The organism is Chengkuizengella marina (assembly GCF_009910845.1).
Lineage (GTDB): Bacteria > Bacillota > Bacilli > Paenibacillales > KCTC-33759 > Chengkuizengella > Chengkuizengella marina.
The window spans coordinates 1-25,628 of sequence record NZ_SIJB01000013.1 but is presented as its reverse complement, the minus strand read 5'-3'; the positions used below and the strand labels follow the sequence as shown (position 1 = coordinate 25,628).

35 protein-coding genes and 1 riboswitch are annotated in these 25,628 nt (G+C 32.5%); of the genes, 13 read left to right on the top strand and 22 right to left on the bottom strand.

Features of this window, described 5'->3' with window-relative positions; genetic code table 11:
• Positions 1–10: 10 nt before the first annotated feature.
• The 8 genes from ERL59_RS05335 to ERL59_RS05300 form a co-directional block, all read right to left on the bottom strand.
• Positions 11–883: an AAA family ATPase gene (locus ERL59_RS05335; protein WP_160645156.1), complete on the bottom strand. Its 873-nt coding sequence runs from the start codon at positions 881–883 to the stop codon at positions 11–13.
• The gene (cpaB, locus tag ERL59_RS05330; RefSeq protein ID WP_160645155.1) at positions 873–1,592 is read right to left on the bottom strand and encodes a Flp pilus assembly protein CpaB; all 720 of its coding nucleotides are present in this window, start codon (positions 1,590–1,592) and stop codon (positions 873–875) included. The genes ERL59_RS05335 and cpaB overlap by 11 nt, the downstream gene beginning before the upstream one ends.
• Before the next feature lie 21 nt (positions 1,593–1,613).
• The gene (locus tag ERL59_RS05325; RefSeq protein WP_160645154.1) at positions 1,614–2,432 is read right to left on the bottom strand and encodes a Tad domain-containing protein; all 819 of its coding nucleotides are present in this window, start codon (positions 2,430–2,432) and stop codon (positions 1,614–1,616) included.
• A gap of 58 nt (positions 2,433–2,490) precedes the next feature.
• Positions 2,491–3,456, bottom strand: a complete 966-nt coding sequence (locus ERL59_RS05320; RefSeq protein WP_160645153.1) for a TadE/TadG family type IV pilus assembly protein — start codon at positions 3,454–3,456, stop codon at positions 2,491–2,493.
• A gap of 9 nt (positions 3,457–3,465) precedes the next feature.
• Positions 3,466–3,849, bottom strand: a complete 384-nt coding sequence (locus tag ERL59_RS05315) for a TadE/TadG family type IV pilus assembly protein (protein ID WP_160645152.1) — start codon at positions 3,847–3,849, stop codon at positions 3,466–3,468.
• A 5-nt stretch (positions 3,850–3,854) separates the two neighbouring features.
• Positions 3,855–4,364 carry an A24 family peptidase gene (locus tag ERL59_RS05310; RefSeq protein ID WP_160645151.1) on the bottom strand — a complete coding sequence of 170 codons (510 nt, stop codon included), beginning with the start codon at positions 4,362–4,364 and terminating at the stop codon, positions 3,855–3,857.
• A gap of 152 nt (positions 4,365–4,516) precedes the next feature.
• Entirely contained in the window at positions 4,517–4,690 is a 174-nt protein-coding gene (locus ERL59_RS05305) for a Flp family type IVb pilin (RefSeq protein WP_160645150.1), read from the bottom strand.
• 13 nt (positions 4,691–4,703) lie between these two features.
• Entirely contained in the window at positions 4,704–5,051 is a 348-nt protein-coding gene (locus tag ERL59_RS05300) for a DUF192 domain-containing protein (protein ID WP_160645149.1), read from the bottom strand.
• A gap of 73 nt (positions 5,052–5,124) precedes the next feature.
• Positions 5,125–5,209, bottom strand: a riboswitch (cyclic di-GMP riboswitch).
• A gap of 372 nt (positions 5,210–5,581) precedes the next feature.
• Here ERL59_RS05300 and ERL59_RS05295 point away from each other — a divergent pair.
• The 3 genes from ERL59_RS05295 (at position 5,582) to ERL59_RS05285 (ending at position 8,384) form a co-directional block, all read left to right on the top strand.
• Positions 5,582–7,126 carry a sodium-dependent transporter gene (locus ERL59_RS05295; RefSeq protein WP_160645148.1) on the top strand — a complete coding sequence of 515 codons (1,545 nt, stop codon included), beginning with the start codon at positions 5,582–5,584 and terminating at the stop codon, positions 7,124–7,126.
• A 12-nt stretch (positions 7,127–7,138) separates the two neighbouring features.
• The gene (locus tag ERL59_RS05290) at positions 7,139–7,240 is read left to right on the top strand and encodes a MetS family NSS transporter small subunit (protein ID WP_160645147.1); all 102 of its coding nucleotides are present in this window, start codon (positions 7,139–7,141) and stop codon (positions 7,238–7,240) included.
• Between the two features lie 226 nt (positions 7,241–7,466).
• The gene (locus tag ERL59_RS05285; protein WP_160645146.1) at positions 7,467–8,384 is read left to right on the top strand and encodes a cation diffusion facilitator family transporter; all 918 of its coding nucleotides are present in this window, start codon (positions 7,467–7,469) and stop codon (positions 8,382–8,384) included.
• 113 nt (positions 8,385–8,497) lie between these two features.
• Here ERL59_RS05285 and ERL59_RS05280 read toward each other — a convergent pair whose 3' ends face one another.
• Both ERL59_RS05280 and ERL59_RS05275 read right to left on the bottom strand, forming a co-directional pair.
• Positions 8,498–8,719: a DUF1450 domain-containing protein gene (locus ERL59_RS05280; RefSeq protein WP_160645145.1), complete on the bottom strand. Its 222-nt coding sequence runs from the start codon at positions 8,717–8,719 to the stop codon at positions 8,498–8,500.
• Positions 8,720–8,796: 77 nt separating this feature from the next.
• Positions 8,797–9,744 (bottom strand): aldo/keto reductase family protein, encoded by a 948-nt coding sequence (locus tag ERL59_RS05275; protein WP_160645144.1) that lies wholly within the window; start codon positions 9,742–9,744, stop codon positions 8,797–8,799.
• Positions 9,745–9,944: 200 nt separating this feature from the next.
• Between ERL59_RS05275 and ERL59_RS05270 the strand changes: the two genes are divergently transcribed.
• Positions 9,945–10,301: a winged helix-turn-helix transcriptional regulator gene (locus tag ERL59_RS05270; RefSeq protein WP_235929799.1), complete on the top strand. Its 357-nt coding sequence runs from the start codon at positions 9,945–9,947 to the stop codon at positions 10,299–10,301.
• On the opposite strand, the gene ERL59_RS05265 is transcribed toward ERL59_RS05270, so the two are convergent.
• From ERL59_RS05265 to ERL59_RS05255, 3 genes are all read right to left on the bottom strand, one after another.
• Entirely contained in the window at positions 10,298–11,497 is a 1,200-nt protein-coding gene (locus tag ERL59_RS05265; RefSeq protein WP_160645142.1) for a M14 family zinc carboxypeptidase, read from the bottom strand. The genes ERL59_RS05270 and ERL59_RS05265 overlap by 4 nt on opposite strands.
• A 196-nt stretch (positions 11,498–11,693) precedes the next feature.
• Positions 11,694–12,494 carry a glutamate racemase gene (racE, locus tag ERL59_RS05260; protein ID WP_160645141.1) on the bottom strand — a complete coding sequence of 267 codons (801 nt, stop codon included), beginning with the start codon at positions 12,492–12,494 and terminating at the stop codon, positions 11,694–11,696.
• 93 nt (positions 12,495–12,587) lie between these two features.
• Entirely contained in the window at positions 12,588–13,025 is a 438-nt protein-coding gene (locus ERL59_RS05255) for a disulfide oxidoreductase (protein ID WP_160645140.1), read from the bottom strand.
• A gap of 107 nt (positions 13,026–13,132) precedes the next feature.
• Between ERL59_RS05255 and ERL59_RS05250 the strand changes: the two genes are divergently transcribed.
• Entirely contained in the window at positions 13,133–13,864 is a 732-nt protein-coding gene (locus tag ERL59_RS05250) for a potassium channel family protein (RefSeq protein ID WP_160645139.1), read from the top strand.
• A gap of 58 nt (positions 13,865–13,922) precedes the next feature.
• Here the strand turns inward: ERL59_RS05250 and ERL59_RS05245 are convergent, their stop codons facing one another.
• From ERL59_RS05245 to ERL59_RS05230, 4 genes are all read right to left on the bottom strand, one after another.
• Positions 13,923–14,054, bottom strand: coding sequence for a DUF4023 family protein (locus ERL59_RS05245; RefSeq protein WP_160645138.1), 132 nt, complete (start codon positions 14,052–14,054; stop codon positions 13,923–13,925).
• A 384-nt stretch (positions 14,055–14,438) separates the two neighbouring features.
• Positions 14,439–14,858 carry a hypothetical protein gene (locus tag ERL59_RS05240; protein ID WP_160645137.1) on the bottom strand — a complete coding sequence of 140 codons (420 nt, stop codon included), beginning with the start codon at positions 14,856–14,858 and terminating at the stop codon, positions 14,439–14,441.
• A 467-nt stretch (positions 14,859–15,325) separates the two neighbouring features.
• A complete protein-coding gene (locus ERL59_RS05235; RefSeq protein WP_160645136.1) occupies positions 15,326–15,466 on the bottom strand; it encodes a hypothetical protein in 141 nt (46 codons plus the stop codon).
• Positions 15,467–16,043: 577 nt separating this feature from the next.
• Positions 16,044–17,327, bottom strand: a complete 1,284-nt coding sequence (locus ERL59_RS05230; protein ID WP_160645135.1) for a helix-turn-helix domain-containing protein — start codon at positions 17,325–17,327, stop codon at positions 16,044–16,046.
• A gap of 424 nt (positions 17,328–17,751) precedes the next feature.
• Between ERL59_RS05230 and ERL59_RS05225 the strand changes: the two genes are divergently transcribed.
• The 3 genes from ERL59_RS05225 to ERL59_RS05215 all read left to right on the top strand — a co-directional run bounded on the left by ERL59_RS05225 (position 17,752) and on the right by ERL59_RS05215 (position 19,821).
• Entirely contained in the window at positions 17,752–17,985 is a 234-nt protein-coding gene (locus ERL59_RS05225) for a helix-turn-helix domain-containing protein (protein ID WP_160645134.1), read from the top strand.
• Positions 17,986–18,353: 368 nt separating this feature from the next.
• Entirely contained in the window at positions 18,354–19,520 is a 1,167-nt protein-coding gene (locus tag ERL59_RS05220) for a hypothetical protein (RefSeq protein ID WP_160645133.1), read from the top strand.
• A gap of 64 nt (positions 19,521–19,584) precedes the next feature.
• Positions 19,585–19,821: a hypothetical protein gene (locus ERL59_RS05215; protein WP_160645132.1), complete on the top strand. Its 237-nt coding sequence runs from the start codon at positions 19,585–19,587 to the stop codon at positions 19,819–19,821.
• Positions 19,822–19,890: 69 nt separating this feature from the next.
• On the opposite strand, the gene ERL59_RS05210 is transcribed toward ERL59_RS05215, so the two are convergent.
• A complete protein-coding gene (locus tag ERL59_RS05210) occupies positions 19,891–20,124 on the bottom strand; it encodes a helix-turn-helix domain-containing protein (protein ID WP_160645131.1) in 234 nt (77 codons plus the stop codon).
• Positions 20,124–20,465 (bottom strand): YolD-like family protein, encoded by a 342-nt coding sequence (locus ERL59_RS05205; RefSeq protein ID WP_160645130.1) that lies wholly within the window; start codon positions 20,463–20,465, stop codon positions 20,124–20,126. Before ERL59_RS05205 ends, ERL59_RS05210 begins: the two co-directional genes overlap by 1 nt.
• A 146-nt stretch (positions 20,466–20,611) precedes the next feature.
• Between ERL59_RS05205 and ERL59_RS05200 the strand changes: the two genes are divergently transcribed.
• The 5 genes from ERL59_RS05200 (at position 20,612) to ERL59_RS05180 (ending at position 23,922) form a co-directional block, all read left to right on the top strand.
• Positions 20,612–21,088 (top strand): hypothetical protein, encoded by a 477-nt coding sequence (locus tag ERL59_RS05200; RefSeq protein ID WP_160645129.1) that lies wholly within the window; start codon positions 20,612–20,614, stop codon positions 21,086–21,088.
• Between the two features lie 284 nt (positions 21,089–21,372).
• Positions 21,373–21,813 (top strand): hypothetical protein, encoded by a 441-nt coding sequence (locus ERL59_RS05195; RefSeq protein WP_160645128.1) that lies wholly within the window; start codon positions 21,373–21,375, stop codon positions 21,811–21,813.
• A 266-nt stretch (positions 21,814–22,079) separates the two neighbouring features.
• Positions 22,080–22,553: a hypothetical protein gene (locus tag ERL59_RS05190; protein WP_160645127.1), complete on the top strand. Its 474-nt coding sequence runs from the start codon at positions 22,080–22,082 to the stop codon at positions 22,551–22,553.
• 248 nt (positions 22,554–22,801) lie between these two features.
• On the top strand, positions 22,802–23,314 hold the full coding sequence (locus tag ERL59_RS05185) for a hypothetical protein (RefSeq protein WP_160645126.1): 513 nt from the start codon (positions 22,802–22,804) through the stop codon (positions 23,312–23,314).
• A gap of 146 nt (positions 23,315–23,460) precedes the next feature.
• Positions 23,461–23,922 carry a hypothetical protein gene (locus ERL59_RS05180; protein WP_160645125.1) on the top strand — a complete coding sequence of 154 codons (462 nt, stop codon included), beginning with the start codon at positions 23,461–23,463 and terminating at the stop codon, positions 23,920–23,922.
• A 34-nt stretch (positions 23,923–23,956) separates the two neighbouring features.
• Here ERL59_RS05180 and ERL59_RS05175 read toward each other — a convergent pair whose 3' ends face one another.
• The 3 genes from ERL59_RS05175 to ERL59_RS05165 are packed head-to-tail and all read right to left on the bottom strand — an operon-like array spanning position 23,957 to position 25,601.
• A complete protein-coding gene (locus tag ERL59_RS05175) occupies positions 23,957–24,196 on the bottom strand; it encodes a hypothetical protein (protein WP_201763481.1) in 240 nt (79 codons plus the stop codon).
• A gap of 1 nt (position 24,197) precedes the next feature.
• Positions 24,198–25,361 (bottom strand): N-acetylmuramoyl-L-alanine amidase, encoded by a 1,164-nt coding sequence (locus ERL59_RS05170; RefSeq protein ID WP_160645123.1) that lies wholly within the window; start codon positions 25,359–25,361, stop codon positions 24,198–24,200.
• Positions 25,362–25,601, bottom strand: a complete 240-nt coding sequence (locus ERL59_RS05165; protein ID WP_160645122.1) for a BhlA/UviB family holin-like peptide — start codon at positions 25,599–25,601, stop codon at positions 25,362–25,364.
• Between the last annotated feature and the right edge of the window lie 27 nt (positions 25,602–25,628).

The window sequence follows — 25,628 nt, the reverse complement described above, 5'->3', positions numbered from 1 at the left end:
CCACTCCTGTCTAAAATATCGATCTGACTGCTTTTCCTTTTTGAAAAATGGACTGCAGAATTGAATTTGACGATGTTTTTGTGTCCGTTGTTATGTCTTTCCTCTTAGATAACAGTTGATCTGCAATTTTAAAATATGCTTTTGCTAAATCACTTTTCCCATGATTTGAAACAAATGGAATACCTACATTAAGAGATTGCAAAACAAGTTCTGGCTGATTTGGGATATGAAAAATGTTATCTGTTTCAAGAATTTCTGGAACATCAGCTGCTTTGATCACACTATCAACAGATGATTTATTTACGATTACACGGACCTTCTCTTTTTGACCTAATATGTCAAAGGTTTCTAACATCATTTTCGTATTTTTCATCACAATCATATCTAATGTAGACAGTAAAAAAATTTCATCTGATTTTTCAATATAAAAGAGGCTTAAATCCTGAAGTCCTGCCTCAGTATCAACAATTAAATAATCAAATTGATTGATAAGCAGTTTATAAACTTTTTCTAAAACAGTAGTTGTAATTAATTCTGCATATTCTGGTCGTTCAGGAGAGGATAATATCTTCACACCACTTTTGTGATTCACCAGAAAGTTTGCTAGAGCATATTCATCCATTTGATCTAATTCTTCAACAATATCCTTAATTGTAAAAGTAGGTCTTAAATCCATAGATAAACAAAGATCACCAAACTGGAAATTGCCATCAATGTTACAAACCCGCATATTATTTTTTGCTAGTGCAACCGCAAGATTCACAGACATTACGGTTCTGCCTATACCTCCATTTGCACTACAGATGGCAATCATTTCACCTTTTTTATTCTTGTTTGCCCTCGCTTCTCTTGCCTCTTTCAGTTGTTTTAATTCATTTTTCATCTTTATTCACATCCTCTTCATCAATTCGACTATGAAGGATGAGCTGAATCTCACCACTATTTGCAGCGTTGACAAGTTTTAAAGCGTCCTCTGGTGATAGTTCTAAAGTACTTGAAATATATTCTACATATTCTGTATCGGTGGTAGATTCGATCATTCTTCTTCCTACAGCTAAAACACGAACCTCTTTTAATAAAAGATCTGAGGTTACTTCTACATTGTCTATATGCTCACCTGTTTCTGGAGTGTTTACAGCCTCTAAATTCTCTTGCGTCCATATCACATCAACAATATCTTCTGGTTCAATTAAGTTGGAGACAGAAGTAACAAAATTAACACCAATAGATACTGCCCTGAACCCTTCTTTAATTTTTCTTGATATGAATAACGATTCCTCTGCTTCGCTCCCTATATGATGTGGTAGAATAATTTGTCCACTCACAAAATCAGCAAGTGCTATTTTTCCAACTACTTCCTGAGTATTTCTTATCGCTTGTGGGTGTGCTCCACCTTCAGGTACTTTTATGAGCTCTATTAGGTCATCCGTTATCACTTGATTTTCTGGAATCAACTGTTTTGAAGCAACAACTTGTACAAATTTTACATTTTCTTCAGCACTGGTATCCATATCATTTATATATTTATAAAATAGTAAAGTTGTCACCAACCCCATGACTACTGCTAATATTAATGTTATTTTTGACCTCATTACATTCACCTTTTCGTAGAATTATTCTATCAATCTTATTCTATCTTCAACTTTAATAAACTCTCCAACAATACTAAAATTACTTCTAGAAGTCATATTGGCAGGCTTCTCAACCTTGGTAATTTTAAAGTGCTCGAATCCTTCAATGATTACATTAGATGATCCATTAGTATATCTAATGATAGGAATGTAAATAATTTCTCCTTCTTTAGTGTCAAATATATCAGCTGCTGTTTCTTTATTAAACCATGTAACTTTCGGATTAATAATCTCGCCAACATAACCATTTCGTAAGTTATTTACAAAATCATCACTAACACCTTCTAAACTTAGGCCTCTAAAAACGATTTCTTCATCTTGACAACTTCTTAAATAAGATATTAAAGTATATTCTTCATCATAATTTATTTCTTCTTCTTTTATCCCAATTGGAGTAACTTTTTCATTTTGCCCTCTAATTAGTTCTGCTTTAGCACGAACTGGAACTTCCACATTTTCAAATCCAAACATTTTTGAAAAGAAAAGGGGAACTTCTTCATTTAATACAACTGTAACATCCTGGTCCATATTAATTTCTGTAGTTTCTAAAATATCTTGTTGACCATGTTCATCTAAAATAATTTCTACAACTTCCTCAACTTTTGAAGCATCATTCATTAATTCTTGAGCTCCAGATAATGCTGCAGCATTGGCTGTTTTTTGCAAATCTGCTTTTACGACATATAACTTTCCAAAATCAACAATTAGTCCAACAGATGCTAATAAAACTACCATTGAAATTGAAACAAATACTAAAGAACCTCCTTTTTCATCTTGTATAAATTGTTTAAGTTTTTTCATTATTACACCTCACTCAACTCTATTATTTATGTTCATTTTGATCCCTTTACATTTACCTTTAATCTGTCAACCTTATCGCATAGGCACCAAAGTCAACATCTTCATCATCGTTAATAGAACCTGCTCCTGTATGTTTAATAAACATACCAGTTATAGAAGTATCTTTATCATTCTCTTGATCCATGATGTAAAAATATGCAAAACCAACAACCTCTACTTCTTTTAATTGATTACCAGGAGAACTAAGTGGACGATATACAGGTACTAATATAATTCTAGAACAATCCCTAGGTAATTCACCTCCAAGTTCAAAATCATAGTTGCAACTGTTAATTCTTTCATTAATAGGACGAATCGTTGGTTGGGCCATATTCCCTGTTTTTGTTTCTATTATGTCTCCAATTTTAATCACACCATCATAACCATGCCTTAAATTATTTTCATAATTACTTGCTCCACGACCTCCTAAATCTAAGGCCCCAAAAAATCCACTACCAAAATTATTCCCATTTCCGTTCCCATTTCCGTTTCCACCACTTTGACCCTTAGGTCCAACTTTTAAAGTGTAAGATTCATAATAATTTAATTCCACACTCTCATCGATACCTAAAGGAACTACTCCATATGCACTTCCAATCGTTTTAATTTCTGCTTTAGCCCGAACTGGAACATCTATTTTTGTAAATCCAAATATTTTTGAAAAGAAAAGAGGAACTTCTTCACTTAAAAAAACCGTAACATCCTGTTCCATATTAATTTCAGTATCTTCTAAATTATTTTGTTGATCATGTTCATCTAAAATAACTCCTACAATTTCCTCTACTTTTATTGCATCATTCATTAATTCTTGAGCTCCAGATAATGCTGCAGCATTGGCTGTTTTTTGCAAGTCTGTTTTTATAACATATAATTTTCCAAAATCAACAACTAGGCCAACAAACGCTAATAAAACTACTAATGAAATTGATATAAATACTAGAGAACTTCCTTTTTCATCATGTATGAATTGTTTAAGTTTTTTCATTATTTCACCTTATTCAACTCTGATCGTAGAGTTCGTTGATATTTCAAAAGAATCAGGCATAAGTAAAGATATTAAAGGAGTAATTGACTCAAATGAAGAAGTAAGTGTAACCGTGACATAATCCCCAGATTCTCTGTTATTATCATCTGGAGAAATGGATACTTCTAGATTTTCAGAATCTTCCATGTTTATATAATCTCTTGCAAAATCAACTATTTCTACATCCGTTCTTCCTAACCCGGCTTTCCTTACTGTTTCCTGTGTTGTTAAGTGTTGATTCATATAGTTGAATCCCAACCTTCCAAAATCAATAATTCCACAAATCATTAACAACATTAAAGGTAACAACAAAGCAAATTCAGTTAGAGATTGACCTTTTTCATTTTTAAACATTTTGATTAGATCCCTCCCTTAATCCAATTCCACACTACACCGCCCGCGATAGCCAATCCATATGGTACTGTTCCAGAAATAGAATTTTTTTGAAAACTTAATGGGATGCGTACTCCATTTTTCCATCCATATAAAAAATAAAAAAAGAACTTAAGTTTTTGTTTTGCTCCTTTTTTAAGCAAGAGGACAATAAGAGATAATACTGCACCAATGATACTCATGTAAATAGCTGTAAAAAAAACAAAAGTAATGCCTTTAAAAGCTCCAACTAATGCTAGTAATTTAACATCACCTGCTCCCATACCACCCATAAAATATGGGATTAATAAGATCAATAATCCCACTAAACAACTCAATAGGGAGTAGAAAAAGGGTTGTAAACCACCTGATATTAAATGGGAGAAAAAGGCTAATAATATACCTGGAAATATAACGACGTTATAAATTTTCCTACTTTTCAAATCCGTAATTACACTAATGATTAAAATTACGATTAAACATATATTTAAATACATTCATAACGCCTCTTTCAAAGTGAATATTTTTCACTAATAAGCGTAAAAAATTATTTTTAAAATATTTAAATTTTTTTTTCTTATTTGTTAATAGGGAGAGGGTCAACAGATATCGTTGGCCCTCTAGATAATTTATAGAAATGTTGATTTAATTATCTACTTTGAAGATCAGCTAATGCAGAGTCGTACATTGCTACTATTTCATCTCTAAATAAACCAATAGTAGCAACAACAGCTACAGCAATAATACCTAACACCAAACCATACTCAGTTAAACCTTGTCCTTTTTCCTCTTTAACTAAACCTACTAATTTGTTTTTTAACATGAAAAACACTCCTTTAATTTTTTTTAAAATAAATGGTATCTCCAGTGTTTAATCCTGTCTTTTTAACAGATCCTGGAGGAAGCTCAATGACGGATTTTACGTGTTTGAATTTTTTCCCCAATTTCCATGGAGATAAATTTTGTTCAATTCCCACAACTTTAAAATCCACATTAAGATAAACAACATCGATTGGAAATTTCATAAAATATGTATGTATTTGGGAACAGGGTGTAATATGAAGAGCATCATCATGAAAAAAATGTTTTTTAAACATAAGTCCTTTAAGCCTAGAAAAAAAAGTATGGGCCGATCGAACTTGTTTAGCAATGACAACATCATTTCCTTGATTGATAACCCTCATTTCTTATCACCTCCTCTATGAATATTACCCAATGTTCTACCGAAAGTAGGATATTGAATGAAATCCGCTAATTTTCGGCAACTGGCTAGCATAGTGTCACCACTTTAGCCCCTATAGCTTTGCGCCACTGATTTTCACCAGATTTGCCCTTGTCTTTAAGTCTCAGAAGATTTCACTCATGATCGATGCGTTGTTCTGAAATAATCATATCCTGATTGAATTCAGTTTGAATATCCATCAAAATTACCAAAATTTCCACCTTATTCCACGACTTTCGACATATATTTCCTTTTAAAGAATATAGTTCCTTCCTTATTTTGGAATAGTTCAATAGAATCAAAGTTGCTATTGAATTGAATCTATAGTTTCAGATTCATCATTCAAAAGAATTACAGGCATGATTATTAGTACCTACACATAAACTAGTGATAGGATTGTGAACATTTTGTGAAGAAATTGTGAAAAAAGTCATTGACACTAGGTGCTAACTGTGAAAAAATTAAATAAATTTATAAAGGAGGAATTGATGAATGGAAAATCGTGAACAATGGGGATCACGCGTTGGTTTTATATTAGCAGCAATAGGATCTGCCATTGGATTAGGTAACATTTGGCGTTTCCCTTATGTGGCATATGAAAATGGAGGAGGAGCATTTCTAATCCCATACTTCTTTGCACTCCTGACAGCAGGTATTCCTATACTAATACTAGAATTTGGTGTTGGTAGATCAAAACGTGGATCGGCTCCATTATCATTTAGTAGACTTTCAAAACGTTTCGAATGGTTGGGCTGGTTTCAAACCTTCTTGTCTTTTGGAATCATAACTTTCTATTCCGTTGTAATCGCTTGGGCAATCAATTATACAATTTTCTCATTTAATTTAAAATGGGGGGATGATACGGAATCATACTTTTTTGGCGAATATTTAAATGCTACTGCTCCAAGTGGGTTAAATCTCGGTGGCATTCAGTGGCAAATTTTCATTCCGCTTATTATAGTATGGGCATTACTCTTTTTCACTATATCGAGAGGAATTAAAAAAGGGATTGAAAAATTAAGTCTTATTTTCATGCCTATCCTGTTAGTTTTAATGGTTATTATTGTACTTAGAGCAATTACATTACCAGGTGCTTTAGATGGACTTAATCACTTATTCACACCTGATTTTGCACATATTTTGCCTTCCTTCTTAGGTGGAGATAATCCAGATTGGGATCAAGTATGGATTGCAGCATACGGGCAAATATTCTTTAGTTTATCTATAGCATTCGCAATTATGATTACATATTCTAGTTACTTACCAAAAGAGAAAGACGTAAATAATAGTGCATTCATCACAGCATTTTCTAACAGTGGTTTTTCCTTTCTAGCAGCTATTGGAGTTTTTGCAGCATTAGGATTCATGGCAAATCAGTCAGGCTCTGATGTTGCAGATGTAGTAAGTGGTGGACTTGGCTTAGCTTTTGTTGCATTTCCAACAATTATATCCGAGTTCCCAGCTTTTAATGCGTTTTTTGGTGTACTTTTCTTTATGACGCTTGTAATTGCAGGATTCACATCAGCAATTTCAATAGTTGAAGTTGTTGTTTCATCAATTACAGATAAACTTAAAGTTTCTCGTACAAAAGCAACATTATGGATTTGTATAATTGGGTTTTTAATTAGTATGATCTTTATTACAGGCACTGGTTTATATTTCTTTGATACTTTGGATCATTTTATTAATAGTTTTGGAATCGCAATTTCCGGTTTCTTGGAATTAATTTTACTAGGTTGGTTCATTAAAGTAGCTACAATTAGAGAAGAAAATAACTTAGTATCTGATTTTAAAATAGGTTACTGGTGGGACATTATGATTAAAATAGTTACACCTATCATGTTAGGTTATATGATTATCTTAAACATTATAAGTGAATCAACTGGATTATACGGAGGATTACCATTACCAGTTATCTTAATTTTTGGTTGGGGTGCTTTACTCATTATGCTCATTGTTGCAGTAATAATGAGCAATTTACAATGGAAAGATAATCAGGAAGAAAGAATACCTAAAACTAAATCTGTTACAAAGTAAGGAGGTTCGCTAATGAGCGCAGGAGCGATTACCATGATGGTTTTTGGAGCTGTATTGCTTTGGGGCGGAGCAGCCTTAACCATCTCCATTGCATTAAGAAAACAAAAAAAATAACTTTAATTAATTTTTATTCTAACCCTTTGATTCAAAAATCAAAGGGTTTTTCAATTTTAATACTATTCAATTTAAGCTTAATTTTATGAAATAACGTATGAAATAAATAGTAACTTGGCAAAAATAAATACATAATTAATACTTGAATTTAAGATGGATTTAGCTTATATTAATATATGAGTATATGTTCATATATTAATATAAGCTATTAGGAGGGAAGTCATACATGCACACACATCAAAATCACACTCATAATCACAGTAATCATCAACATACATCTAATAATAAAAAAGGATTGTCCATCGCTTTAATTATTACAAGTACCATTATGCTTTTGGAGTTTTTTGGAGGATTAATCACAAATAGTCTCGCATTACTTTCAGATTCTGGTCATATGTTAAGTGATGCCGCATCACTCGCTTTGAGTCTTGCTGCAATGTGGATCGCAACCAAACCTGTTCGTTCCAGTAAAACTTATGGATTTCATCGATTTGAAATACTAGCCGCTTTATTTAATGGAGTGACCTTATTTATTATTGCTGGTTTTATTATTTATGAAGCTTATGGACGTTTTTGGGAGCCTCCTACTGTTGCAAGTGGATCTATGATGATCATTGCAACGATTGGATTACTAGCCAATATAATGAGTGCCTGGGTACTAATGAGAAAAGGTGATGTTAAAGAAAACATAAATGTTCGAAGCGCTTATTTGCACATAATAGGAGACGCAATGGGATCTGTTGGAGCTATAGTTGCTGGATTCATTATGTTAGTATTTGGATGGTATGTAGCAGATCCCATTATCAGTGTGATTGTAGCTATTCTCATCCTAAAAAGTGCTTGGGGAATTATAAAACATGCTATTCATATTTTAATGGAAGGAACTCCAACTACAATTGAATATGATAAAGTAAACAATACTTTGATGAAATTAGAAGGAGTTAAAAACGTTCATGATCTACACATTTGGACGATAACGTCTAATTTTCATGCACTAACATGTCATGTTGTAGTTGAAGATGCAAAAAATGAACAGGAGTTATTACAAGAAGCAATAGAATTGCTTGAAAAAGAATTTAATATAGATCATGTTACAATTCAAGTGGAAAAATCAAATACTCACCATTCTGAATTAAAGGTTTAAGATTTACCCATAAAAACAAAGCAAATCTTTGAAGGATATCCCTAGCACTACAAATAAAAAGCCTCAGATGTTTTATATTCTGAGGCTTTTATTCATTCGTAAAAATACAGAATTCATTTCACATATTTTTTCGCTTTTTCAATTGCTTGATCTTCGTCTTTACCCGTCACATATCTTCCATTAATAAAAATAAATGCACTGCGGGTACATGGTCCACAATATGATTTACAACCTACGTTAATTGTTGCATCTGGTGCTATTTTTTTTAACTTAGGCATGATTGTCTTCATTTTCATATGTTTACATTTATCACAAACTTGAATGGTATTTGGCATTTTATGAAAAATCCTTTCAATAAGTTCAGCATATAACCTGTACTTATTGTAATGAAAGGTTTATCATAAATCAATGATTATGCTAAGATATCTTCAATTTCTTGCAAGTCTTCAGAGGATAAAACTACGCCAGAACCTTTTACATTTTCATTTACTTGGTCAGGTCTAGAGGCACCCACTATACAGCTTGAAATGTTATCTAAACGTAAAATCCAAGCAAGAGCTAGTTGAGCAACGCTTATCTCATTTCGTTCAGCAATTACCTTTAGTTTTTCAACCTTCTGCAGCTGTTCTTCTTTTAATACATATTCCATCCACATATTAGACTTAGGATCTGTGGCTCTTGAACCTTCTGGTAATGGTGCACCTGGTTTATATTTACCAGTTAAAACACCTTGAGCTAGAGGAGAAAATACAACTTGACCAATTCCCTCTTGTTCGGATAATGGAATGATTTCTTTCTCAATGTCACGATGGAACATATTGTATAAAGGTTGATTAGATGCGATTTGATCTAAATTAAATTTTTGAGATAAACGAACAGCATCATTTAATTGAACTGCGCTCCACTCACTTACACCTGAATATAGTATCTTTCCTTGTGAAACTAAATCATCCAATGCACGTAATGTTTCTTCAAGTGGAGTTTCAGGATCATAACGATGACATTGATACATATCTATATAATCTACACCTAATCTTTTTAAACTTGCATCACACTGTTCCATAATATGTTTACGAGATAAACCATTATCATTTGGACCTTCTCCCATTGGGAAAAATACTTTAGTAGCTAAGACATAGGAATGACGAGGATATTTACTTAATGCTTTTCCTACTACTTCTTCAGCTGCCCCATTATAATAAGCGTTAGCAGTATCAAAAAAGTTAATTCCTAATTCATATGCTCTATCTACAATTGCTTCTGCATTATTATCTCCCACTGAACCTCCATAGGTTAACCAACTACCTAAACCTATTTCACTAACTTTTATACCAGCTTTACCTAAACGACGATATTTCAATTCATTCTCCTCCTTATTTACTCAGCTATCAATAGTTTAAATAATAATATCATAGTAAGTATTTTAAACTACTCATTGCTATTTTAGTCTTTATTCTTTAATATGGAAAGTAGTGAATTTATTTTTATATTATTACTTATTTTTAATTAACTATCTTATTTATAGTAAGTATATTGAATTGATCTAGGGAGATGTCCACATTGATTTCAAAAGAAAAAACTAAAAAAACTAAAAAAAATTACATTCCGAATGATCCTGTCCATATTGAATGTTCAATTGAAAAAACGATCGATGCAGTAGGAGGGAAATGGTCTTTTTTAGTATTAAGAGAACTATTTTGCGGAAAAAAAAGATTTGGTGAATTACAAAAAAGCATTCAAGGAATAAGTCCAAAGTCTTTAACAAATACATTAAGACATTTAGAAGAGCAAGGTGTTTTAGAACGTCATGCCATTCCAACTGTACCAGTAACTGTAGAATATTCCCTCACTCCAAAAGGTCAGGATTTACATCCCATTATCAAACAAATGAAGTTATGGGCAGCGAAATGGACTTAAACTTTTAAGCCTTCAATCATGATGCCTATCACTTCATTATAAATTCTAGGGAAATCGGTCATGGGGAGAGGATTAATCCCTCTTCCTGCTTCAATGGTAAAACCGGGTCTTCTAAAATCTTGGATGAACCAATCCTTATAGCCCGCATCACTACCTGTTAGTTTAATCGGCTTATATCCGCTCACTGATTGAAACTGATTTGCAATTTGTTCTGAAACAGGTGGTTCTAGGTCACGATAATTCCAATAGATCTCCTCACCTTGTGTATGGAAAGCTATGACCATGTTAAAATTGGTGTTTTTTGTAAAATCAGCTATGGTTTTTGCTTCAGGTTCACTTAAAGGATATGGACCAACCCAATCTCTTGGACTGGGACCTGTTGCTGCTCGTCTATTCTTTTCTTCTTCCCAATTCGCTGGGAACTGATCATTTAAATCAACACCACGAATATTAGACTTCCAACCACTAAAATTGAAAGATCCGTTATTCCATTCTAATAGCTGCTTATAATACGGATGTTGCTCTGTTATACCTTCTTGCACAAGCTCGACACCATCAGGATTTACCATCGGTACAACCCATAATGAAGTATTGTTAAACAACTCCTTCATATCTGATCCTCTTAAATTTCCATCGGTGCTGTAAGCTTTAGCATAGTCCTCGATAAATTTCATTAACAATACAGTTGTAATCCATTCATTTGCATGAAAGGATCCATTATAATGTATTTTTTTTGGTCCTTCACCAATTTTTATCGCCCAAATATCTTTCCCCATTACACTTTTTCCAAGACTAACCACTTCTAAAAAAGGATATTTGTTTTTTAATGCATTGATATCTTCGACCATCTCTTTGTACCCATACTCTGATGTTGTATCGACAATACTATTACCGGAACTATTCGGTAAAACTATCGTTTGACCAATGTATAAACCTTGTGGGTCAACATTAGGGTTGGCTGAAATAAGATCGTTTATTTGAATATTAAACTTCTGAGAAATTCCATAAAATGTGTCTCCAGCCTGAATCACATAATATTGAGCTAATGCATTTGGTATTTGCAATACTTGACCAGGAATAATATAATCCATATTTGTTAACTGTGGATTTGCATTAACAACAGCACTAACTGTAACTCCAAACCTTCTGGCTATTCTAGATAAGGTATCTCCTGATTGAACGACATACGTTCTCATACCTGAACCTCCCTCAAAAATATCTCCTCTAAAATGATTATGTATGAATAACTTGTCACATGAAAAAATCATAGACTCTAATGAATTATAGAAAAACTACTAAATTAAAAAAACCATCCTTAAGTCGATCAGTCGATCAACTTGGACAGTTTCCAATATTGTTATATCTATAATTTCAACAAAATTCCCATAAAATCTATCTAACTAATGAAGTATGTTTCACTTCTACATATTCATCTAACCACTTCTGTGCAATTTTTTGAAAAAGATCCTTGTCCCCACTACAATAAAACTCATGTTCAGGTGATGAATGGATTGTTGAATTTAATTGACCCCTATCAAATAATACGGCACTCACTTCTCTAGCTGTTTCTTCTGCAGAATTAATCAATTTTACTTCAGGACCCATAACTTCAGATATAAGATCGGTTAAAAAAGGATAGTGAGTACAACCCAGGATTAAACAATCCATGAATTCATTTATGATAGGTTCAAGCGATCGTCTTACGATATCCAATGATTCCTGATGCATAAACAATCCTTTTTCAACGAGTGGGACAAACGCTGGACAAGCTTGGCTTACCACATTGATTTCTGGTGAAATCATATGGATGGCTTCTTGGTAAGCTCTACTTCTAATTGTCCCGTCTGTTCCAATCACTCCAATTGAACCTATTTTTGTATTTTTAATGGAAGTTCTAACTCCTGGATGAATCACACCAACTACAGGTATGGGTAATATCGTTTTAATGTCTTCCAAGGCAACTGCTGTGGCAGTATTACAAGCTATGACTATCATCTTTGGATTAAATTTAATTAAATAACTGACTATTTGAAGTGCATATGATCGTACCTCTTCAGCTGATCTTGGACCGTAAGGTGCTCTGGAGGTATCTCCAAAATATATGATCTTTTCTTTAGGGAGTTGACGTTTAATTTCTTTAACAACGGTAAGACCACCAACACCTGAATCAAAAATTGCAATCGCTTGCTGCACATGAACCGCTTCCTTCACAATAATAAAATGTTGTTATACAATGATTAAGATATGTTTATATGTAAGAAAGCGTACCTAGATTATTTATTCAATTTACGCTTTCTCATTCGATGTGTTTTTCCAAATATACAATAAAATGATAGATATTAAAGTAAATGCTGTAAAAGAAAGAAAGGGAATCGTTATAAAGTTAAGCCAGTTAATATAACTTGCGTTACAAGGAATAATACCACAACTATCACCTGTATCTTGAAATAATGATGTTTTTTGAATGATATAATGATAACCCGATATGAAAATGCCTAATAGTGTCATAGGCAAGGTGTAAATCACAATTTTATGATCTTTTCTTATCGCTGCTATTCCTATTAATATGACTAAAGGATACATTAAGATACGCTGATACCAACAATATGTGCATGGAATGTACTCTCTAATTTCAGAAAAATATAAGCTTCCCAATGTTGCGATGAGAGAAATAGCCCAGCTAACGTACAATCCATCTGAAAGCATAAATTTTTTAAATTTCATAGAATCACCTTTTCATTCAAATAACTATTATTTTAACATATATTAAATTAAAAAATAAAATGAACCATCATCTAAATTATTTTTCGAAAGTGAGTGATTTAATTTTTATGAAAAAGCTATCTGTAATCTATGAGATCTCTTTATTCATATTAGCCGTTACTTCTGTATCTTTAGCTTTTGTATCAGAAAATAAAACTTTATTACTTGTAGATTGGATTGTATGGGGTATATTTTTTATTGATGTATCGATTCGTTTTTATACTTCTGAAAAAAAATGGAAATATATTAAAAAAAATCCCTTTGATATCATTGCTATTATTCCATTTGACGCCATTTTCCAACTTGCAAGAATTGTTCGTTTATTTCGCGTTGTAAGAGCCATTGCTATTTTGTCTAGATTATTAAGACCATCTATTAGAGAAATTTTAGAAATTAATGGGTTGAACAAAGTCATTGCATCAGTATTCGCTTTAATTTTTATTGCCTCTATTCCAATTTATTTCGTAGAGCCTTCCGTAGAAAGTTATGATGATGCAATTTGGTACAGTATTGTTACAGCTACAACAGTAGGTTATGGTGACTTCTATCCTGAAACACCATGGGGAAGAATGATAGCTGTTGTTCTTATGGTATTTGGAATAGGTTTAATAGGTATGGTTACAGGATCTGTAGCAACTTATTTTATGGATGGGAACAAAAAAGAAAATCCAAAAGTAGACTATTTAAAAAAAGAACTAGATCGTTTGGATGAATTAACTAATGAAGAGATTGATACGATGATTGATATGCTTCATAAATTGAAGAATAAAGATAAATCTGAGAACGGTATAATACCTTAGAATTAAACATAAACCCCAAGTAGTTAACATGATAACTATTAGGGGTTATTTAAATAATTCATTTATTAGTTGCATGCTGTTTGTTTTGTAACTTTCTATTCGGCTGCCCTTTACCATAGTGTTTTTTATTTTTTTCATTTTTTTTATTTGTCTCATTAATTTCGTTTATAAATTGACTTAAATCATCCACCTCATCACCTCCAATATTAATCTGAAAAATTTATCTAAACAAAAGAATAACCAATTTATTAAGGTGACATAAAAAGGTCCCAATGAAGGGACCTTTTGACGGTGTTAGTTAGATTCTACATTTAACGCGAAGAAACTTTTGTCTCATTATTGTTACACAATAACTTAACTACTTGGGTTTAAGTTTTTTAAGCTCACTCCACAAGCATGGCTTCTTACATCGAATCAGACAGAATCACTTTGGCTGATTCGTGGAATTGGTTGTCCAACGGAACCACACCTCTCTTTCACCGTCAAGGATAGTATGGACTGATTTATCTTTTCTATGCATGTATTTTTTAACCATTCGTATACAAGAAATTTTAAGTTTTTATTATAGTTTTATTTACTGGAAATTACTAGTACCACTACCAGTTACTACTGTAATCCCCTCTCCAATATCAGTAACTGTGCCCAACACATTAGGGACGAACCCTAATGTTTCCACGAATACATCTCTTCCTTTAAGTAATTTTAATACATTTGTCATTGGCGCTTTACAACAACTACATACGCCTACATTTTTTTTAATAGGTTTTAGCTTTAAATTTCCTCTAGGCATTGGTATAAAAACCGCAACAATATTACAAATAGGATAGTTTCCTTGTGAAGTAAATACTATAAAGTCATTAACATCATTTATCACGAGATTAACTGGATTAGATGTTGGAATTAAAATGATGACTTCCTCCCCAACTAACTGTTCTAAAACACATTGCATGGAACAAACACAGCAGTCACATTTTGTATCATCAAAGATCGACATCCTATACACCTTCCACTCAATATAATCCAAAAAGTGTTAGATACTTTATCTTATTAAATGACTATTGTAATGCATTAGACGTTTGTTCATTTTTGAAAAAATGGGTGGATTTATAGAGAATCTGATGAGTTATACAATAAAAAAAACTTTATTATTAAAGGTTTCCAAAATAAATTTATGGTGGAGCCAAGGGGGATCGAACCCCTGACCTCTACGCTGCCAGAGCTGAGAGGGGGTATTCCACCCCCATCTCTCTACTTATTTATATAGTTTTTCTTAGCTTTATCCTTCTTTCAAATTCCTTTATTTTACCTCACAGTATTAAGTTTTTGGTGCCTTCTCTCTACTTACTCAACCTCATTCTACTGCGGTATATTTTTCTCTCAATTTCTATATTCTTACCCCTTCAGATGAGACTGCGTTGTCAAATTGGTTGTCAAATAATTATTTTATTTGGTGATTTATTGTTAAAAAGAATCATCTTTTAAAAATTCCTGTTTCGCTTTTTCTGATTGGTTAATTATTTCTCGAAGTTGACTTATAATATATTCTGGATCATTACATTTCAAGATTATTTTTTCTAATTCAATACTAGGTTTATTATTCAAATAAAATTCTCCCCCCTCGAAAAGTTATGTTAATTTCATTATACACCAAATTTAGTATTGTTACGAACAAATGTTCGTGAATTTAATTTTCATGTAAAATTTGATCAAAATTTTTAAAAGTGACTTATCAAACAAAGTTGTTTATAATTAGAATGAAAAATTTTTTGTTCTATGTCCCTGGTAATTGCTGCGAACAATTATCAGGGATGTTCTATGTATCACCATCCTCTGTGGAAACTAAACCTTACCCTACTAAGGTATTTATTAAACAAACATAATGGTATTGATTTCATCCCCTCCTAAATTTACAAAATTCATAAAATTTTGGATTTTTCTTGAAGTTATTAATATAATATCATAGGTTAGTTCAAAATTTATTTTTTCAAAAAACTTGCTAACAAATTTTCTATACACAAAAAAACCATTCTACTCTCCTTAGTAGATGGTTTTTTGTACTGGCTTTTAATTTTCTACCAGTCTGGATCTGGATCAAATAATGGAAGAATTTCTGGTGCAATTTCTGGCATGTTAACTAATGCAAGCAATGCAATGACTAACTTAAATTTCAATGTTCTTTTCATACCAAAACCCCTTTCCTAACTTTGTCATTATAATAAGTCCCTAGTTTCTCACAAATATAGAATGCATCACTTTTATTATTAGTATATGTAATTTGTTGTAAACATTCACTTTCATTAGCAATAAGATCAATCTTGCCGTATTGTTTTGCCGCCTCCAAGTAACACTCTATCCCTTCTTCTACTCTGCCTGTTAGGGTAAAATATTCTCCTTTTAGTCTAAAGTAGAGGGCTAACTCAGCTTTTTTAAACGGAGTGACACATGGAATGGATAAAAGTTTCTCTTCTAGCTCAATAAGATGTTGAATTTTTGGTAGATTATTCGTTTGAAAATATAAAGCAATTAATTGGTTTACTGCATGTAGCAATGAATCATCTCCATATTGTGTTAGGTTTCCCTGTAAAACTGAAATAGCTAACTGATAATCCTCACTCAATGAGTATAGGTTGGATTTGATTAAATTGCAGTTATCTTTCACTTCCGCAAGTGAAAATTTCTTATACTGAAAATAATACTGTTTTGTCTGTTTAAAATCACTTAAGCGGTAGTAACTATTACATACAGCAAGAATCGTATTCGCCCGCATTCTATCACGAATCTTTTCATCCAATGCTTTTTTACCCAACTCTATACTCTCCTTGAATAAACATAAGTTGTAAGCATGGACCGATAATTTATAGTACATTATACCCTTCTCATCGCTGTTAAGGAACTCTTCAAATTCTATTATACTTTTTCCAGAACTATAAGTCGAGCGAAGTCTGGAAAAATCATCCCGCTCAATTAGATAAGTTTGTAACAAACTTTTTGTGAAATAAGGCATGATTCCATGAGTTAGTGAATAATTACTAATCATTTGATATAAATCTAGTTTAATAGAAGTCTCCTTTATATTTTCAATTTTAGAATAAAGTTTCTCTACTAAATCTACGCTATCCTCATTAGGAGATTGAAGGATCTTCTTTGATAATTTTTTTAGAAATTGAATGTCTTCGGAATGAATAAAGTCATTTAAAATAGTTAATAAAACCTCAGATCTTTCTTCAATCTCTATATATCTCTCTGCCCACTCTTCATAAGGTATCTCTAATACAGATCCGATTTTTTGAATAGTTGCCAAGGTCGGACGTTTAGTCCTTCCCGATTCAATACGAGATAAATTTGGTTTATGGAAATTAGTTAATTCACTTAATTTGGCTAATGTCATTTCTGCTTGTTTCCGATGATGTCGAATGAGTTCCCCTAATGTTGAATGCGTTGTGTAGGTAATCATTTTATTCATCCTTTACCGTTCTATATTTTTACAATTAAAGTCTGTATAGATATCTTATCATCAGAAAACAGTCTATTGTATTGGGAAACATATTGTAAAACACGCTTATTATTTAATATATTTTGCTTTGATAAAGCAATTTTTGGAAAATTATGTCACATATCGGGTTTTGTTCTTAAAACTTTACTTAATAACCTACAAAAATCCCTTAATCATTTTTATTAGCCTCAATAATCCTTCATTTATGATATGGATATATAATTTAAAATCAATCGTAATTCTAAGCTCATTTTTCATTATCAAACCCCTCCTTCACTTATTTGTAAAAGTCTATGTGACATGGATTGTCCATTATTACGCATAAAATGCGTAACTTTGTACGTTTAATTTTTAATAGGGCTGTCCATGATATTACTAGAAAGGTAGTGATATCATGGTTATTTGGGGAAAGGGATTAGGACGTAATAGGTCTAAATTAGGAAGTTGGATGGATGAAAATAAAATTTCACAAAAAGAACTAGGAGAAAAAACAGGCATCAATAAATCAACGATATCTGATTTATGTCGAGAAGATGAAGATCGTCACCCGAATAGAAAAACAAAAGATAAAATAATGGAAGTTATTAATGAAGTTGATCCAAAGGCTACAAAAAAGAAATTTTGGTAATTGTAAAATATTAGGTGTTTGATATAATAGAGGTACCATTCCAAACCCCTTTAAATATGCATTTCCAAAACTGATTTTTTATGGGCAAATGGTCTCATTAGGGGTGAGACCGAACCACTGACTTTATGTCGGTGGTTTTTTGTTTATATATACAATTTTGTATATACTTTACAACACATGCTTTTATATGGTATTATTTATATCTAAATTTAAAAAAGAATAATATTTAAAAATACTTCCAAATAAGCATAAGAAGATAACCATAAAAACATTGATTCAATCACACTAAGATTGTCAGTTTGGCGCCGACTTTCAATATATATCTTAGGTTCATTATATTTAATTATTATAGTAGAAAGGATGTTTTTATGAAGGGAAGATTAATCAAATATATCTCTATTATGCTTTGCTTAACTCTTATAGGAGTTACATCTATAAATCCATCATATGCCTTAGATAATAAGAATCTAAATACTATAACCACCGTAGAATCTTTCAGTGTAGATACTACTACATATCTTGAGGGAGTTTTTAAAAAAGATGGTTATAAACATGTTAATTCAATAACTGTTATTGAAGATTCGAGTAAGAAAATATTAACTAAATTGTATACAATTGAAGATTACTATGATCTTGATGATAATTTTACTAAATCAATCGTAAAATATTCCGAATATAGAAACGACTATAAAACGGGTAAAGCAAAGGAAAAAGTAAAAGAAAAAGAATACAATTCACCAAAAACAATAAAGATTAAATCACATCACAAAGATAAAAAAAATGATAGTTTTATTCTTAGTTTAGAGGAAGAACAGGAATTGTCCGATTATATTATTAAATCTTCAAAAGAACTATCTATTGAGAAATCTGATTATGTAGAGTCAATAGGATTTACAAAAGAATCTATTGAAGAACTTAAAAAGGAAATTTCTCAAATTAAAATGGATGTAGATTTATCTAGTATTATGAAATTGGAAAAAAATCTAGTTCAAATAGCAAGCCATGAAGGTAATTGCCCTGTTCGAAGTGGTGTTGTCGAAATGTGTGGGGGATTTGATAATTATTATAATCATGATCTTTCAAGCTCAGAATTCACAGCTCAAGTTTTTGCTGATATTGAGCCAAATAAATATTATAGAATAACTGGGTCAACTGCTGGAAGCTCATTAAATGCAAATACCTTAAATAATTTTAAAGGATATATTGATGATTATGATGAATATTTCTTTGATGGTATGGATACAGAAGAATCAATTCATGAACAAGAAGGTAAAGAATTTTTATGGACATTAGTAGGATTAGCAGTATTTATTGCGGGGTGGACAACGGGTCCAATCGGTTGGGTTACAGCATGTGCTCAACTTGTAGGTATGATTGGCGTTCTTGCTGGAATTACGAGTACAAGTTATGCAACAAATCAGAGATTAACTTTTAGTAAAAGAACTGCTGAGATGTTAGAATCTGCAAGATATACTGCTTTATCTTCTACTAGTAAGTGGGAAAATGTAGATTATGATTATGTCAGAGGTTTTTAAAATGCAAATATAAAAGTTAACAGTACAGAAATTCTGTACTGTTCTGTTTTCAGGAGTGGTTGTTATGAGGAAAAGAGTTATTGTATTTCTATTACTTTCTTATTTATACTTTTTCTTTTTAACTATTGATTTTATTTATGAATTTTTTCTCTCTAATAATATTGCTGAATATAATGGGCCATTTGGTAGTTTATTAAATTTATATATACTAAGATTTGTAGGTAGTATTGCCTTTATAATTGGCTCGACTGCTGTAGCATATAAAGAGATAAAAGATAGAAAAAAAAGAAAAAATAGATGAGTATCAGTTTTTCGATGGAAATAAAAAAATCCTCCCCATAAAAAAGCTTTTTATATAGAGTTATTCAGTCTATTTAAAGGGCGAATCATAATCCCTAGTCATTATAATCTTTATATTTTGAGTGTTTCCATCTTTACATTCTATATATCCACCTTTAACAAGTCCGTTTAATACCGAACGGACTGTTTTCTCGTCTTTACCTGTTTTGATTTCAAGCTCTCGAATGGTTGGCATTCTTTTTTTTATTGAATGAGGGAAGTTATAAAGAATACGTAATACCTTTCTTTCAAGGTCTGTTAACATCAGGACACCCCCACAATCTCATGAAACTTAATCCACTCATATTCATCCTCATGCTCTAATTTTATTTGTCTTAACTGAGTATCAAATTTGATTACTGTCCCAGTTTTAAACGCATTCTGACCAAAAGCTCTGAACAATTCAACTGTAATTTTTGATTTACTTAACATTGAATCTGATAATTGTTGAGATATAATATTGACTTCTTCCTCTGCAAGTTCTGGTTTCGTTTTTCTATTTCTTTCTTTTTGATAATAGTTCATGAGTTCTTTATGTTCAGGTAGCATTATACGGCTTGCTTCCCACATCATATTTGAACCAGGTGTTAGTTTATTTTCTTTCATTTCACTCACCCCTTATAGAACATTTGTTCTTATTATATATGAGATACAGGGAGATGTGCAATAGCACAATTTTTGAAAATAGTTACACGTCCAGTCAAAGCCACACAACTATGAATACATTAATAAAAAATGAAGGACGTGATTGTATGGGGGCTTATGATAGAAGTATTTGTGATTGTTGTGTGTGTCCAATGAAGTGTATTTTAGAACAGTTGATAGGGGAGGAAAGCGTTTTTATAGTTACTGATAAAACTGCCCTAACAGGCACTTTATTGGAAGTCAAAGATTTTATTGCTTTTCTTGAAATGGCACCTGATAGCATCAACAGATATCCAATGAACCAAATTTTTGCGGTTTTTATTGAAGGACAGTTTGACTTTAAGATAAAACCAATTAGAAAAGATATTGGAGAATGTTCTTGTACTGAAGAACCAACAACAAGATTAGCAAATAATTTGGTAAATGAGACGGTTGATATAATTGCTGGAGCTGCTGCGGTCACAGGTAAAATTACTAAAGTTGGAGAAGGTATTGTTATATTTTCTTTTGAAGAAGGTGGTGATCCTTTTACAGGTGCTTTTTCTAGCTGTAAAATAGAATTAATTGGAGATGATATTGTATAAATAATTTTAGAGAGGAAACCTTCAAAGAAACGTTCCACTGCTTTTTCTCTTCATAATCCACACCAACTTAAATAAAGCCAGTGAAAAATGACAAAGCTTCTCCTTTTTATAAGGAAGAAGCTTTTTATCATGAGTGTATTTGACGAGTCTGCTTACTTTCATTATATTCACTCAAATACATCCTGAGACTATTATTAGCGGATATCCCTTTATACAGTACACATGTCCAGTCAAATCAATACTTACTTGAATACACTAATAAAAAGTGAAAAGGACGTGATCTCATGGGTGTTTTTGATGAATCAAAGTGTAACTGCTGCGTTTGTCCGATGCAGTGTATTTTAGAACAGTTGAAAGGAGAAACCGTTGATATAAGTACAACTACTATTGAATTTCTAACTAATGTAATAATTAATGAAGTAAAAGAGTTTGTCTTGTTTTCATCAGAAGGAATAATTCCTATTTCCCAAATTACATCTGTATCAATATTACCTCCTATACAAGTGAAATTAAAGCCAATTAGAATAAGTAAAGGAGAATGTTCTTGTTGTGAAGATCCGATAACTATGTTGTTAAGTACTCTTATTGGGAAAGTAGTAGATATTCGAATCCAACCGAACATCACTGTATTTGGTACTGTTTTTGAAGTAGGTCAAGGAATTGTAAATGTTGAAAATGATGCATATGTCTCTACATGTTCAATCATAAAAGTAACTCCTCAATAAAACATCCCCACCAGCTACTAAGCCAGTGGGGACAAACTTACTTCTGCACTATATTCTTTGAGCCACTCCATAGCCCACTTGCAGCTAACCCCATGACAATCCCAACGAGTATAGCTTGTTTTAGATCACCTGGAGCCACATAAAAAATACCAGTTGCTACCCCTAATACGAGTAATAACAACACAATTTAATATATACAGTACACACGTCCAGTCAAAACACAAATAAAATCATACTATATAAAAAACTAAAAAGGACGTGATCTCATGGGAGCACTTGATAGAACTATTTGTGATTGCTGTGTCTGTCCGATGCAGTGTGTTTTAGAGCAATTGATTGACAAGACAGTATCATTCTTTTTACTTGGAACTACTGGAGCAGGACAATTTAATGATGCTACGATAGAACGTGTTGAAGGTTTCAAAGTATTCACTAATAAAGGAATCGTCGCATTTCATACGATCAGTTTCGTTATATTAAATTTTGAACCCAATCCTCCAATTAAAGTAAAACCAACTAAAAATGACATTGGCGAATGTGCGTGCATTGAAGATTCAACAACCAATTTGTTAAATTCAATGAAAAAGAAGCAAGTTGTAATTTCTGATTCTATTTCTGGAACTATAGATAATGTAGGTGAAGGAATTATTTTATTAAAGGATGTTAGTTTTTTGGGTTCATGTTTTCCTCTTTTTGTAATTTCCAAATGTTTTATAGACACTATCTCTCCATCAACTTAAGTAACTAGTAAGGGAGTTACATTATATCAAATTATTCTTATCACTCTTATAAACTGTCACACCAAACAATAGAAATGTAGTCACATCCAATGCCATTTCAAAAGTTTCTTGTTCTATCCCATAATTCCGACTTCATATTTGACACTGACATTAGCTGATTTTCCTTTATACAATACAAACGTCCAGTCAAAACTCCTTTTGAACCCATACAATATCTAATCAAATAAATATATAAGGAGTTGTTTAATATGGGAGCGTTTGATAAATCCATATGTGATTGCTGTGTCTGCCCGATGCAGTGTGTTTTGGAACAGTTGAAAAGTAATATAATAACTATAGCAACAACGACTGATATAATAAATGATGTAATGCTTATAGACGTTAAAGATTTTATTGCTTTTACCTCAGATGGTAATTTTCCAATATGTAATATTTCTGGTGTTGATTTCTCTGATGTTAACATTGACATCAAATTAAAACCGATACAAAAAAGCACAGGAAGATGTTCGTGCTGTGAAGACCCTATTACAAATTTAGCAAAATCTTTGATTGTACAAGAAGTAGACATTGAATTCTTACCAGAAACAGAAACAGGTAGTGGTACTATTATTAATGTTGGTGAGGGTATTGTTTCCTTTGGAACATTTGTTATTTCTTCTTGTTTTACCACTAGAATCATACCAAATAACCAGCAGCAAATTAACGATCAACCTAACCGAGATTTTTTTCAACAACTTAAAAAATCCCCACCAACTACCTAAAGCCAGTAGGGGATTTTAATCACTTCTGTACTGTATTCTCCCCCCTGATAACAGCACAATTTAATAAAGTAACACAAACATCCAGTCAAAACTTCTTTTGAATCCATACAATATCTAATTAAATATATTTATAAGGAGATATTATTATGGGAGCCTTTGATAAATCCATATGTGATTGTTGCGTGTGTCCGATGCAATGTGTTTTAGAACAATTGGTAGGTGTTGGTGATGTAAATATTATAACTCCGACAGCTAATAATCTTGTAATTATTAACCAAGTAAAAGATCTCATAGCATTTACTTCTAATGGAAATATACCCATTTGTCATATCACTGCTACTCAATTCAGCCAGAAATTGGTTCCCGATGGCATTAAATTAAAACCAATTAAGAAAAGTAAAGGAGAATGTGATTGTTGCGAAGAACCTATTACAAACTTAGCAAATTCAATGATTGGTGAAATGGTTGAGATTGAGTTTATTTCCCCTTTTCCTTTCCCTTTTGTAGATGAAATTATAAATGTTGGCGAAGGAATTGTCGTAGGGAGGTTTTTTAATGAGACTGACATTTTCTCTTCATGTGCAATAACAAGAATTATTCCCCGATAACCCCCACCAACTACCTAAGCCAGTGGGGACAAACTTACTTCTGCACTATATTCTTTGAGCCACTCCATAACCCACTAGCTGCTAACCCCATTACTATACCAACTAGAATAGCTTGCTTTGGATCACTAGGAGCGACATAAAAAATACCAGTTGCTACCCCTAATGCTAGAGATAATACTGGTAATAATTTAGCTCCTAACCCTAATTGTTTTGCTAACTGAACCAATGCAACAATGATAGGTACAATTGCAATATCATATACTTGAAAATCCATTTTAATTTCCACCTTTCAATCTAGTTAATATAACTGCTAATTCTTCACGTGTGACTGGTTCTGTTGGTTTAAATGTACCGTCATTATAACCAACCATTAAACCTTGTTCTGCTACTTTTTCTATGGCTGAGGCACTCCATCGATCATCTGATAGATCACTAAATCTACTCATAATATCAACCTCCATTTGCTCTAATGGCTTTAAATAATCTTCTAAAATACTCTGACCATAAGTTTCACTTGGTGCCCACCTACCGCTTAGTTGTTCTACTGTTTTTGCTTTTCCAAAAATCCAACTAAAATGACGTGGATCTGGTGGATCTGATTTTGGATATCCTTCTGCTCCTGCGTATAACGCTAAGTGGTCACAGTGAGCTGTAATCCCTTCTTCCCAACTTTTAAACCTTTGATGTGCCTCTGGATCGTAGTTCCCCCCACCACTAGTAGTTTTCATTCCACATGGATTTTTATAGGTTTCATCTATTACACCACCGAACCGTCCGAAACCTGTTTCTTTAGCTGACTGTGCGTAAGCAATAGCAGGGTTTACACCACTTTTAGGATCGATAGACCAATAGAGCTGAGCAATATCTATGAATGTCCGTGTTGCCCCTCTACCTTTCGCCCACTCTTGAGCTTGTCTGATTGTTGCTGTTGGTTCACTTAGGATTGGTGTTCCTTCAACTAGCTTAAATACATCTTCTCTAAACTGGTCTCTGTCAAAATGCTTGTCCCAAGGGCAATTCTTCCCTTTCACCACGTTATGAGGTTGGACCTGATCTCTAGTAAAATGAAACATTTTCACAATTTCAGCAGCAGTTTTGACTGCATTCTGATAGGTTGGATCATCTAGTTTTTGATTTCGTGTGACTAAATTCGTGCATGTCTCCATCCCAATCCAATTACGGTTATAATGTCCTTGCGAACCATCCCCTGCATGCCATGCATTTTCGTTAAATGGGATATGTTGAATGGCTTGTTCAGCATCAACGGTGACATGCCAACCTGCTACATGATTTTGACCACTTTTTAAATACTTAGCATGCATTTCTGCATCAGCACTCTTTTTCCAGTTGTTTGTAGAGTGGATTAGTAAGCCTTGTGGTTCCATTGGATACCCAGGTCTATTTCTATTTAGCTTTGGGATGAAATCTTGTTTAATCATCTATGCTCCCTCCTTCCCTGACAACCTATTTTTCACTTGTCGTAATTCATCAATAATCACATCATATTTTTCACTGAATTTCTCTAGTGTAGTGATTAATTGACCTTCTCTTTCTTTGTGAGACTTAATTAATTTATCCTCTCGTTCCTTTCCATTTTTCATCACATAAATAAGTAACCATACAAAAAGGACCGCAAAGGGTCCCTGAGTTAAAAAATATTGAATGATATTTAATTCCATTCTATCCACCCCCATTTTTAACAATAA